The sequence below is a fragment of the Flavobacterium succinicans genome (genome assembly GCF_001662485.1).
Classification (GTDB): Bacteria; Bacteroidota; Bacteroidia; order Flavobacteriales; family Flavobacteriaceae; genus Flavobacterium; species Flavobacterium succinicans_A.
The window spans coordinates 50,802-64,225 of sequence record NZ_JMTM01000074.1 but is presented as its reverse complement, the minus strand read 5'-3'; the positions used below and the strand labels follow the sequence as shown (position 1 = coordinate 64,225).

Here is a 13,424-nt window from a genome sequence, read left to right as displayed (position 1 = left end):
ACGTTATAAAAGCTTTTCGATGATCATTTCTTCCGAAATTCCTTCGGCATCAGCTTTATAGTTTTTGATGATTCTATGACGCAAAATTCCAATAGCCACTGCCTTCACATCTTCAATATCAGGCGAGAACTTACCATTAAAAGCCGCATTGGCTTTGGCAGCAATAATCAAATTTTGCGAAGCCCTTGGACCTGCGCCCCAATCCAAATAATTTTTTACGTAATCATTAGACAAAGGGTTATTAGGACGCGTTTTACTCACTAAAGTAACTGCATATTCAATCACGTTGTCAGCTACCGGAATACGACGAATCAAATGCTGATATGCGATTATTTCTTCAGCTGTAAATAATGAATTAATAGCTAACTTAACATCAGAAGTTGTGTTTTTAACTACTTGTACTTCTTCCAAAAAGGAAGGATAATCTAACTTGATTGCAAACATAAAACGATCTAACTGTGCCTCAGGCAAAGGATAGGTTCCTTCTTGCTCGATTGGATTTTGAGTAGCCAACACAAAATAGGGCAAATCTAATTTATAATTATGACCCGCAATAGTTACAGCTCGTTCTTGCATCGCTTCTAACAAAGCGGCTTGGGTTTTTGGAGGAGTTCTATTGATCTCATCTGCCAAAATAATATTGGAGAAAATTGGCCCTTTAATGAATTTAAATTGTCGGTTTTCGTCTAAAATTTCACTTCCCAAAATATCCGAAGGCATCAAATCTGGAGTAAACTGAATCCTTTTAAAATCCAAACCAAGAGCTTGTGCCAAAGTATTCACCATAAGCGTTTTTGCCAAACCAGGAACGCCCACCAATAATGCGTGCCCTCCAGAAAAAATAGAAAGCACAATTTGATCGATCACATCATCTTGACCTACTATAATTTTCGCAATCTCTGATTTGAGTTGGTTTCGCTTTTGGACTAAAGCATGAATCGCATCAACATCTGACATATAAGTATGTTTTAATTAAAAAAGAGTTAGTTTATGAAATCATAAAACTAACCCTTTTTATTTATTTTATAAAAATTATTTTTTCAACCAGTTATTGGTGAAGGCACAATCACGGTACTCTCCAATAATTTTAATATAGGTTTCTTTAATCTTTTCATCAAACCATTTTCCTACCGCTTTGATTTGTTTTTCTTTTAAAGCCAAATCTTTAATCTTGATATAATCTTTAGCATAATCAGCAGTATGCTCGTCGATTCTGTTGGTAACGGTAATAATCTTAAACGTCTTCTTTCCTTGGTCTTCTTCCATAAATGGCTGAGAAATCTCTTGGTCTTTCAAATTTGAAACTCTGCTGTATAAACTTGGATCCATTTTGGTCAACTCAAAACGAGTGTCTTGGGTTTTTGGGTTGATCAAAGCTCCGCCATTGGCTCTTGTTTCTTTTTCATCTGAAAGTGTTCTTGCTGCTTCAGCGAAAGTAATGTCTTTATCTACGATTCTCTTTCTAATCAAATCGATCTTTTCTTTGGCTTCTTTAACAGATGCTTCAGAAACGGTTGGCGTAAGCAGAATATGACGTAATTCTAATTCTTGTCCTTTTATTTTCTCTACTAAAATGATATGAAACCCAAAAGAGGTTTCAAAAGGTTCTGAAATTTCACCTTCTGCTAATTTGAAAGCGACTTCTTTAAACTCCTTAACAAATGGTGTTCTTCTGTTGATTTTATAAAACCCACCTGTTCTTCGCCCGTCAGGATCTTGTGTATATAAAACTGCTTTGGTAGAAAAACTGGCACCTCCTTCAACTTCTTTTTTGAAGCCTTTCAAACGATCTATCACTTTTTGTTTGTCTTCCTGAGTTACTACTGGCGCAACAACAATTTGTGCTACTTCCATTTCGGCGCCAAACGTAGGCAAATCCGCTTTTGGAATCGCTTTAAAGTAATTACGAACTTCCTCTGGAGTGATTTCTACGCCATCTACAATTTTTTTACCCATTTCTGAGCTTAGTTTTTGCTCTTTTAACACGTCAAAAAATGTAGACCTCAGTTCTTCTTCGGAGCTTTTTTTATACATCTCTACCACTTTATCCATAGAACCTAAATTCTCGACCATATAGTTAAGACGTTCTTCCATCATTCCTTTGATATCGGAGTCTGAAACTACAACACTATCTTGAATGGCTTGGTGCGCATAGAGTTTATCTTCTAGTAGCTTTCCAAGCATTTGGCATCTCGACACACCACTTACAGAACCACCAGCCGCTGTGATTTCTAAAAAGGATTTATCTATATCTGAATCTAATACTATATAATCTCCAACGGTTGCAATTACTCCGTCTACTTTTTGTCGTTTGGCTGGATTTTCTTTTACCACCTCAGTAGTTTTTTCCTTGATCACTTCTTGCGCATTCATTGCGAAAGAAGCCATTAAAACGAAACAAATAGGAAGTACAAAATTGTATTTTAAAAACTTCATCGAAAAAAGGTTAAATTGTATGTATTAAATTATTTTTTGCTCTGTTGATTTCTTGCGTATTACACTTTTTAACTTCTTAGTATCTATTGTAACGTATTCTGTTTATAAAAATTACTATTAAGAAAAAGCATATAAATTGCCAACAAAAATAGCAATTCAAAGACATAATACAACTATAGGCCCTACTATTAACAAAAAATTATTAACATACATTAATTGAGCGGATTTAAAGTGAAACCAAAAAGGTAAAATGTGGCTCTTTAGCCCCGATAGCAGTGAAAATCCCCCGCTTTTTTTTGCGGGGATTGTAACGGATAGCGGGACGATGATCACAAAAAAGCTAGTTGTTTCCTGCTCCTAATGCTTCTTTTGCTGGGCTATACTTTCATTTTAAATCGATAAAAAACAGATTTGTACTTGCTTTTTTTTAATTCGTGTTTATAAATAGTACTTTTGCAAACTATTTAAAGCAGCTATGAGTTTTTTACAAGAAATACAACGCAGAAGAACGTTTGGCATCATTTCGCATCCGGATGCCGGAAAAACTACACTTACCGAAAAATTATTGCTTTTTGGGGGTGCTATTCAAGAGGCAGGAGCCGTTAAAAACAACAAAATTAAAAAAGGGGCTACCAGTGACTTTATGGAAATTGAACGCCAAAGAGGCATCTCGGTTTCTACCTCGGTTTTGGCTTTTAATTACAAGGATAAAAAAATCAACATTCTGGATACGCCTGGACACAAGGATTTTGCTGAGGATACATTCCGAACTTTAACGGCGGTAGACAGTGTTATTGTGGTGATTGACGTTGCGAAAGGGGTCGAGGAACAGACTGAAAAATTAGTGGCGGTTTGTAGAATGAGAAACATTCCGATGATTGTTTTCATTAACAAATTAGACCGTGAGGGTAAAGACGCATTTGATTTGATGGATGAAGTAGAACAAAAACTTGGGCTTACTGTAACGCCATTGAGTTTCCCGATTGGTATGGGGTACGATTTTCAAGGAATCTACAATTTATGGGAACAAAACATTAACCTTTTTAGCGGTGATAGCCGAAAAAATATTGAAGAAACGATTGCTTTCTCTGATGTACAAAGTCCAGAATTAGAAAAAATTATCGGCGCAAAACCTGCGGACAAACTTCGTGAAGAGCTAGAATTAATTGATGAAGTCTACCCTAAATTTGAGCGTCAAGAGTATTTAGACGGAAAAATTCAACCGGTGTTTTTTGGTTCGGCTTTGAATAATTTTGGGGTAAGAGAGTTATTAGATTGCTTTGTAGCCATCGCTCCATCGCCAAGAGCCAAAGAATCAGAAACAAGATTGGTCGATCCTAAAGAAGAGAAAATGTCTGGTTTTGTGTTTAAAATTCATGCTAATATGGATCCAAAACACAGAGATCGTTTGGCGTTTATAAAAATTGTATCGGGAACTTTTGAAAGAAATAAGCCCTATTATCATGTTCGCCAAAAGAAAAACCTAAAATTTTCGAGCCCCAATGCTTTTTTTGCGGAGAAAAAAGAAATCGTTGACATCTCTTATCCTGGCGATATTGTGGGATTACACGATACAGGAAATTTCAAAATTGGAGACACGCTGACCGAAGGCGAGATTATGAGTTTCAAAGGAATTCCGAGTTTTTCACCAGAACACTTTAGGTACATCAATAATGCCGATCCTTTGAAGGCAAAGCAATTAGACAAAGGTGTTGATCAATTAATGGATGAAGGTGTTGCCCAGTTGTTCACACTCGAAATGAATAATCGTAAAGTAATTGGAACCGTTGGCGCGCTACAATATGAGGTAATTCAGTATCGTTTAGAGCATGAATATGGTGCAAAATGTACCTATGAAAACTTCCCTGTTCATAAAGCGTGTTGGGTAAAACCAGACGATGCTAAAAACGAGGAATTCAAAGAATTTAAGCGTATCAAACAGAAATTTTTGGCCAAAGACAAATACAACCAACTTGTATTTCTTGCCGATTCTGATTTTACTATCCAAATGACACAAAGCAAATTCCCGAGTGTGAAATTATTTTTTACTTCCGAATTTGATTAATACAAGAAAGCCAACTCAAAAAGTTGGCTTTTGTTTTTACTTATATTTCCAAAAAAAAAGACTTCTTAACGAAGTCTTTTTTGTATTTAAGCTTGTCCTGTTGGACCAAAATTCAAAGGAATTGGCGCTTGCTCTGTATCTTTAATTTCACCGTGAGCTAACTCAAAACGATGCACATTATCAGCCAAGGCTTTGATTAATCGTTTCGCGTGTTGTGGCGTCAATACTATTCTGGACTTTACTTTTGCTTTTGGCAAACCAGGCATAATACTCACAAAATCCAAAACAAACTCCGAAGAGGAATGATTGATAATTGCCAAGTTAGAATATACTCCTTCTGCAATACTCTCGTCTAGCTCAATATTAATTTGTTCTTGTTGATCTTTCATCTTACTGAAAATTTAACGATTAATAAACAATGATTAGTAACTCAATAATAGCAAAAAGTGATTAGCCGAAAGACTAATCACTAATTACTATCCACTAATGACTAAAAATTAGTATATGTACTCTTCTTTGTTAGCCATCATATCATTGTAGTCTTCTTTTGAACCTACAATAGTATTGTCATACTCTCTCATACCCGTACCTGCAGGAATTCTATGACCTACAATTACGTTTTCTTTCAAGCCTTCTAACAAGTCAACCTTACCTGCCACAGCAGCTTCGTTTAACACTTTAGTTGTTTCTTGGAAAGAAGCAGCAGAGATAAATGATTTCGTTTGTAACGATGCTCTTGTAATACCTTGTAATATTGGAGTAGCAGTTGCTGTAATAACATCACGAGCCACAACCAAGTTTTTATCCGTACGTTTCAATAAAGAATTTTCGTCACGCAACTCACGTGGAGTAACGATTTGACCTGGTTTCAATACTGCAGAATCACCTGCATCTTCTACCACTTTCATTCCGTAAAGATTATCATTTTGAACGATGAAATCTTTGGTATGAATCAATTGGTCTTCTAAGAATAAAGTATCTCCTGGATCTTGAACTCTTACTTTACGCATCATCTGACGGATAACTACCTCAAAGTGTTTGTCATTGATTTTTACCCCTTGTAAACGGTAAACCTCTTGAATTTCATTTACTAAGTATTGTTGTACCGCAGCTGGCCCTTGGATTCTTAAGATATCGTCTGGAGTAATTGCACCATCAGACAATGGCACTCCTGCTCTTACGAAGTCATTTTCTTGAACCAGAATCTGGCTTGATAATTTCACCAAGTATTTTCTAACATCACCAAATTTAGACTCGATGATAATTTCACGATTACCTCTTTTGATTTTTCCAAAAGAAACGACCCCGTCAATTTCAGAAACTACCGCTGGATTAGATGGATTACGAGCTTCTAACAACTCTGTAATTCTTGGTAAACCTCCCGTGATATCGCCTGATTTTGAAGAACGACGTGGGATTTTCACCAATACTTTACCTGCTTTAATTTTCTCTCCATTCTCTACCATCAAGTGAGCTCCAACTGGTAAGTTGTAAGAACGTATCAATTCACCATCTTTACCGTAAACCAGTAATGTTGGGATTAATTTTTTGTTTCTTGACTCAGAAATTACTTTTTCTTGGAAACCAGTTTGCTCATCGATTTCAACCATGAACGATTGTCCTTGCTCTAAATCTTCGTATTCAATTTTACCAGTAAATTCAGAAACGATTACCCCGTTATATGGATCCCATTTACAGATAACCTCTCCTTTAGCAACTGATTGACCATCGGCTACATAGATACTAGAACCGTAAGGAATATTGTTTGTACTTAATAAAATACCTGTTTTTTCATCGATTAATTTCAATTCAGTAGAACGAGACACTACAATATCAACAGAGTTTCCTTCGCTATCTTCTCCTTTAACTGTTTTTAAATCCTCGATTTCTAATTTACCTGCAAAACGAGCAATAATACTAGAATCTTCAGAGATACCTCCGGCAACCCCTCCAACGTGGAATGTACGCAATGTCAACTGTGTACCTGGCTCACCAATAGACTGTGCAGCAATAACTCCAACAGCTTCTCCTTTTTGCGTCATCTTACCAGTAGCTAAGTTTCTACCGTAACATTTTGCGCAAATTCCTTTTAATGCTTCACAAGTTAATGGAGAACGAACTTCTACTTTTTCTACTGGAGAAGCTTCAATGGCTTTAACAATAGATTCTGTAATTTGTTGTCCTGCTTGAACTAAAATATCAGTAGTCAAAGGATTGATAACATCTTGCAATGCAACACGTCCTAAGATTCTTTCTCCTAGAGATTCAACAATTTCTTCGTTTTTCTTCAAAGCAGAAACTTCAACCCCTCTCAAAGTACCACAATCATTAATATTAACAATTACGTCTTGAGAAACATCATGCAATCTACGTGTTAAGTATCCAGCATCAGCCGTTTTCAACGCCGTATCTGCAAGACCTTTACGAGCACCGTGCGTAGAGATAAAGTACTCTAAGATCGAAAGACCTTCCTTAAAGTTAGAAAGAATCGGGTTTTCAATAATTTCTCCACCACCAGCAGTAGATTTTTTTGGCTTAGCCATCAAACCACGCATACCAGTTAACTGACGAATTTGTTCTTTAGAACCCCTCGCCCCAGAATCAAGCATCATATACACCGAGTTGAATCCTTGTTGGTCTTCTCTAATGTTTTTCATCGCTAATTCTGTCAATTGAGCATTGGCAGAAGTCCAAACATCAATAACTTGGTTGTAACGCTCGTTATTAGTGATAAGACCCATGTTGTAGTTAGCAGAAATTCCTTCTACTTGCTCTCTTGCATCAGCGATTAATTTTGTTTTTTGTTCAGGAATTCTAATATCACCTAAAGAGAAAGATAAACCTCCTTTGAAAGCGAATTTATACCCCATGTTTTTCATATTGTCTAAGAAAGCCGCTGTAGTAGGCACATCAGTCGAACTTAATACGTGACCGATAATATCTCTTAAGTTTTTCTTAGTCAAAACGTCATTGATATATCCCGCTGCTTCCGGTACTACTTCATTAAATAATACACGTCCAGCAGTTGTTTGAATGATTTTGTAAACTAACTCACCATTCTCATCAAAATCTTTTGCTCTAATTTTTACTCTTGCATTCAACTCTAATCTTCCTTCATTCAAGGCAATATTCACCTCTTCAGCAGAATAGAAAGTTAAACCTTCACCTAATATGGTTAATTCAGGCGTAGTTAAACGTTCTTTGGTCATATAATAAAGACCCAAAACCATGTCCTGAGATGGTACCGTAATTGGAGCACCATTTGCAGGGTTCAAGATATTGTGAGAAGCTAACATCAATAATTGCGCTTCCAAAATTGCTTCTGGTCCTAATGGCAAGTGAACTGCCATCTGATCCCCATCAAAATCCGCGTTAAACGCCGTACATACTAATGGGTGCAATTGGATCGCTTTTCCTTCGATTAATTTTGGTTGAAAAGCTTGAATACCTAAACGGTGCAAAGTAGGAGCACGGTTTAGTAATACAGGATGTCCTTTGATTACATTCTCAAGAATATCCCAAACTACAGGCTCTTTTTTATCAATAATCTTCTTAGCCGACTTAACTGTTTTTACAATTCCTCTTTCAATCAATTTACGAATGACAAAAGGTTTGAACAATTCAGCTGCCATATCTTTTGGCAATCCGCATTCGAATAATTTTAACTCTGGTCCTACAACAATTACAGAACGAGCAGAATAATCCACACGTTTACCTAATAAGTTTTGACGGAAACGACCTTGTTTTCCTTTTAACGAGTCAGATAAAGATTTTAACGGACGGTTTGATTCTGTTTTAACAGCAGAAGCTTTTCTTGTGTTATCAAACAAAGAGTCTACCGATTCTTGCAACATACGTTTTTCGTTTCTCAAGATTACCTCAGGAGCTTTAATCTCCATTAATCTTTTCAAACGGTTGTTACGTATAATAACACGACGATATAAGTCATTTAAATCTGAAGTTGCAAAACGACCACCATCTAACGGTACCAATGGACGTAATTCTGGTGGAATAACTGGAACCACTTTCATAATCATCCATTCCGGACGATTCTCACGATTCAAATTAGACTCACGGAAAGATTCCACCACTTGAAGACGTTTTAAAGCCTCAGTTTTACGTTGCTTAGACGTTTCATTATTAGCACTATGGCGCAAACTATAAGATAATTCATCTAAATCAATACGCGCTAATAAATCCATAATACATTCTGCACCCATTTTGGCAACAAATTTATTTGGATCAAAATCATCTAAATATTGATTATCCGCTGGAAGACTATCCAGAATATTCAAATACTCTTCTTCGGTTAAGAAATCTAATCTTTGTAAAGATTCTCCTTCAGCATTTTTAGCAATACCAGCTTGAATTACCACATATCTTTCGTAGTAAATAATCATATCTAATTTCTTAGATGGTAAACCTAAAATATACCCAATTTTATTTGGTAAAGAACGGAAGTACCAGATATGAGCAATAGGCACTACCAAATTGATATGTCCAACTCTATCTCTTCTTACTTTCTTTTCAGTAACTTCTACACCACAACGGTCGCAGATAATTCCTTTGTAACGAATTCTTTTATATTTACCACAAGCACACTCAAAATCCTTAACAGGACCAAAAATTCTTTCACAGAAAAGTCCATCACGCTCAGGCTTATGTGTTCTGTAGTTGATAGTTTCTGGCTTTAACACCTCACCTCTTGACTCTTTCAAAATAGATTCAGGAGAAGCTAATCCTATCGAAATTTTATTGAATCTTTTTACAGGATTCTTATCTTTATTGTTGTTTCTATTGTTCATCATAGTTTTTACTATTGATTTATTTGCAATTAAAAATTGATTTTAGATTTATGAATTAATGACAAAATAGTAGGTACTAAATCTTCATCATTCATTAAACTCTATTACCTCGAATTACTTCTCTAAACTTCTCTCTGAAGTGCTAATTATGTGATTCTTAAGAATGACATAAAAAATCGGAACGGGTTACGGGTATAAATCCTGAAAACTAATTTCAAAAAGCGTTCAGTATTCAGAATTTAGTGTTCAGTTTGTTACTGATTACTAAAAACTGAACACTGAATACTATTTTTATTCTTCTAAACGAATATCAAGACCAAGACCTTTCAATTCGTGCATCAATACGTTGAATGATTCAGGTAATCCTGGTTCTGGCATAGATTCTCCCTTAACGATTGCTTCGTAAGTTTTAGCTCTACCAATAACATCATCCGATTTTACAGTTAAGATTTCACGTAATGTACTTGATGCTCCATAAGCCTCAAGTGCCCAAACCTCCATCTCTCCAAAACGTTGACCTCCAAATTGCGCTTTACCTCCAAGTGGTTGTTGCGTAATCAATGAGTAGGGTCCAATAGAACGTGCGTGCATCTTATCATCTACCATGTGACCTAATTTCAACATATAAATCACACCAACTGTAGCTGCTTGATGAAAACGTTCTCCAGTACCACCATCATAAAGATGCGTATGTCCAAAACGTGGCACACCCGCTTCATCTGTCAAAGCATTGATTTGATCTAGTGAAGCACCATCAAAAATTGGAGTAGCAAATTTTCTACCCAAATTCATACCAGCCCATCCTAAAACAGTTTCATAAATCTGACCGATGTTCATACGTGAAGGTACCCCAAGAGGATTCAACACAATATCAACAGGCGTTCCATCTTCTAAGAAAGGCATATCTTCATGACGAACAATACGAGCCACAATACCTTTGTTACCGTGACGTCCCGCCATTTTATCCCCAACTTTCAATTTACGTTTCTTAGCAATATAAACTTTAGCTAATTTCAAAATTCCAGATGGTAATTCATCACCAACAGTAATCGTGAATTTCTCTCTACGTAATGCTCCTTGTAAATCGTTCAATTTAATTTTATAGTTATGAATTAAATCATTCACCATTTTATTAGTTACATCATCTGCAACCCATTGACCTTTACTTAAGTGAGCAAAATCTTCAACAGCATAAAGCATTTTTTGAGTGTATTTTTTACCTTTTGGTAATACTTCTTCACCCAAATCGTTCATTACACCTTGAGACGTTTTTCCATTAACGATTAAGAAAAGTTTTTCAATCAATCTGTCTTTTAACTCAACAAATTTAACTTCAAACTCCATTTCTAAAGCGCCTAAAGCATCTTTATCCTGAGTACGTTTACGTTTATCTTTTACTGCTCTTGCAAATAATTTTTTGTCTAAAACTACACCGTGTAATGACGGAGAAGCTTTTAATGAAGCATCTTTTACATCACCAGCCTTGTCACCAAAGATAGCACGAAGTAATTTTTCTTCTGGAGTTGGGTCTGATTCTCCTTTTGGAGTAATTTTTCCAATCAAAATATCACCAGGTTTTACCTCGGCTCCAATTCTGATCATACCATTTTCATCCAAATCTTTGGTAGCTTCTTCAGAAACGTTAGGAATATCGTTAGTCAACTCTTCGTTACCTAATTTAGTATCTCTAACTTCTAAAGAATAATCATCAATATGAATAGAAGTAAAGATATCATCACGAACTACTTTCTCAGAAATCACAATCGCATCCTCGAAGTTATACCCTTTCCATGGCATAAATGCTACTTTAAGGTTTCTTCCTAATGCTAATTCTCCATTTTGAGTCGCATATCCTTCAGATAAAACTTGACCAAGAGTAACTCTGTCCCCTTTTCTTACGATAGGTTTTAAGTTAATACTTGTTCCTTGGTTGGTTTTTCTAAATTTAATTAAGTTGTATGTTTTTTCATCAGCCTCAAAACTCACCATTCTTTCTTCTTCAGAACGGTCGTACTTGATAGTAATGATATTAGCGTCAACATATTCTACTACTCCATCTCCTTCAGCATTAATTAACACTCTTGAATCTGAAGCTACTTGACGCTCTAAACCAGTTCCTACAATAGGAGCCTCTGGACGAATCAAAGGTACCGCTTGACGCATCATGTTAGATCCCATCAATGCACGGTTCGCATCATCATGTTCCAAGAAAGGAATCAACGATGCTGAAATAGATGCAATTTGATTTGGAGCAACGTCTGCGTAATCAACTTGACTAGGCTCAATTACAGGAAAATCGCCTTCTTGTCTTGCAATTACGTTATCAGCTGTAATTTTTCCTGTCGCATCCATTTCAATGTTTGCTTGAGAAATCATCATACCTTCTTCTTCTTCTGCGCTTAAGTAAACAGGAGTTGAGTTTAAATCAACTACACCATTTGAAACTTTACGGTAAGGAGTCTCGATGAATCCCATTCCGTTTACTTTAGCATAAACACCCAAAGAGGAGATCAAACCAATGTTTGGTCCCTCAGGAGTTTCAATAGGACATAAACGTCCATAGTGCGTATAGTGAACGTCACGAACCTCGAAACCAGCTCTTTCTCTCGAAAGTCCACCTGGCCCTAGGGCAGATAATCTTCTTTTGTGCGTAATCTCAGCTAATGGATTCGTTTGATCCATAAATTGAGACAACTGATTCGTTCCAAAGAAAGAGTTGATAACCGATGATAATGTTTTAGCATTAATCAAATCGATTGGTGTAAACACCTCGTTATCTCTAACGTTCATACGCTCTCTAATGGTTCTAGCCATACGCGCTAAACCAACACCGAATTGTTGTGACAATTGTTCACCAACGGTTCTAACACGACGGTTTGATAAGTGATCAATATCATCAATCTCTGCTTTAGAGTTGATTAATTCAATCAAATATTTCACGATAGTAATGATATCTTCCTTGGTAAGCACTTGCTTTTCCATTGGAGTATCTAAACCTAATTTTTTATTAATTCTATAACGACCTACTTCACCTAAGTTATAACGTTGGTCAGAGAAAAATAATTTATCTATAATGCCACGAGCAGTTTCTTCATCAGGCGGTTCTGCGTTACGCAATTGTCTGTAGATATGCTCAACAGCTTCTTTTTCAGAGTTTGTTGGATCTTTTTGTAACGTATTATGAATGATAGAATAATCAACTTGATTGTTATCTTCTTTGTGTAACAAAATAGATTTAACATTCGAATCAATAATTTCTTCTACATTATCTTTGTCGATAATTGTATCTCTATCTAAAATAATTTCGTTACGTTCGATAGATACCACTTCACCAGTATCTTCATCTACGAAATCCTCATGCCATGTATTCAATACACGGGCAGCTAATTTTCTTCCAATATATTTCTTTAATCCTGTTTTAGAAACTTTAATTTCTTCAGCAAGGTCAAAGATTTCAAGGATATCCTTGTCTCTTTCGAAACCAATTGCACGGAATAAAGTAGTAACAGGTAATTTTTTCTTTCTATCGATGTAAGCATACATTACACTATTAATATCGGTAGAAAATTCAATCCAAGATCCTTTAAAAGGAATAACTCTTGCAGAATATAATTTAGTTCCATTTGCATGGAAAGATTGTCCAAAGAAAACACCAGGAGAACGGTGCAATTGTGATACAACAACACGTTCTGCTCCATTGATAACAAATGTACCACTAGGCGTCATGTAAGGAATTGTTCCAAGATAAACATCTTGAACAATAGTTTCAAAATCTTCGTGTTCTGGGTCTGTACAGTAAAGTTTTAGTCTAGCTTTTAAAGGCACACTATAGGTAAGCCCTCTTTCTATACATTCTTGAATGGTATAACGTGGTGGATCTACGAAATAATCTAGGAATTCCAATACAAAGTTGTTTCTTGTATCTGTAATTGGAAAGTTTTCCATGAAGGTATTATATAAACCTTCGTTGCCTCTTTCGTCAGATTTTGTTTCTAATTGAAAAAAATCTTTAAACGACTTTACCTGAACATCTAGAAAATCCGGATAGTCAGGAATATTTTTTGTCGAGGCAAAATTCAATCTTTCAGTCTGATTTGTTAACATCTATGGACAAAATT

At 35.9% G+C, this 13,424-nt stretch carries 6 protein-coding genes; 1 reads left to right on the top strand and 5 read right to left on the bottom strand.

Annotation, left to right across the window (positions count from 1 at the left end):
• Nucleotides 1-3: 3 nt before the first annotated feature.
• Entirely contained in the window at nt 4-957 is a 954-nt protein-coding gene (locus FLB_RS13850; protein ID WP_064716545.1) for an AAA family ATPase, read from the bottom strand.
• 75 nt (nt 958-1,032) lie between these two features.
• Entirely contained in the window at nt 1,033-2,436 is a 1,404-nt protein-coding gene (locus tag FLB_RS13845) for a peptidylprolyl isomerase (protein WP_064716544.1), read from the bottom strand.
• Nucleotides 2,437-2,911: 475 nt separating this feature from the next.
• On the opposite strand from FLB_RS13845, the gene FLB_RS13840 reads away from it, so the two are divergent.
• A complete protein-coding gene (locus FLB_RS13840; protein WP_064716543.1) occupies nt 2,912-4,501 on the top strand; it encodes a peptide chain release factor 3 in 1,590 nt (529 codons plus the stop codon).
• Between the two features lie 86 nt (nt 4,502-4,587).
• Here the strand turns inward: FLB_RS13840 and FLB_RS13835 are convergent, their stop codons facing one another.
• The 3 genes from FLB_RS13835 to rpoB form a co-directional block, all read right to left on the bottom strand.
• Nucleotides 4,588-4,890 carry a DUF3467 domain-containing protein gene (locus FLB_RS13835; protein ID WP_064716542.1) on the bottom strand — a complete coding sequence of 101 codons (303 nt, stop codon included), beginning with the start codon at nt 4,888-4,890 and terminating at the stop codon, nt 4,588-4,590.
• 108 nt (nt 4,891-4,998) lie between these two features.
• The gene (gene rpoC / locus FLB_RS13830; RefSeq protein WP_064716541.1) at nt 4,999-9,309 is read right to left on the bottom strand and encodes a DNA-directed RNA polymerase subunit beta'; all 4,311 of its coding nucleotides are present in this window, start codon (nt 9,307-9,309) and stop codon (nt 4,999-5,001) included.
• A gap of 288 nt (nt 9,310-9,597) precedes the next feature.
• Nucleotides 9,598-13,410: a DNA-directed RNA polymerase subunit beta gene (gene rpoB / locus FLB_RS13825; protein ID WP_064716540.1), complete on the bottom strand. Its 3,813-nt coding sequence runs from the start codon at nt 13,408-13,410 to the stop codon at nt 9,598-9,600.
• Between the last annotated feature and the right edge of the window lie 14 nt (nt 13,411-13,424).

Excerpts from the sequence above, each read along its gene's own strand:
- FLB_RS13850 (WP_064716545.1), bottom strand. The coding sequence starts at position 957 with ATGTCAGATGTTGATGCGATTCATGCTTTAGTCCAAAAGCGAAACCAA.
- rpoC (WP_064716541.1), bottom strand. The coding sequence starts at position 9,309 with ATGATGAACAATAGAAACAACAATAAAGATAAGAATCCTGTAAAAAGA.
- FLB_RS13835 (WP_064716542.1), bottom strand. The coding sequence starts at position 4,890 with ATGAAAGATCAACAAGAACAAATTAATATTGAGCTAGACGAGAGTATT.
- FLB_RS13845 (WP_064716544.1), bottom strand. The coding sequence starts at position 2,436 with ATGAAGTTTTTAAAATACAATTTTGTACTTCCTATTTGTTTCGTTTTA.
- rpoB (WP_064716540.1), bottom strand. The coding sequence starts at position 13,410 with ATGTTAACAAATCAGACTGAAAGATTGAATTTTGCCTCGACAAAAAAT.
- FLB_RS13840 (WP_064716543.1), top strand. The coding sequence starts at position 2,912 with ATGAGTTTTTTACAAGAAATACAACGCAGAAGAACGTTTGGCATCATT.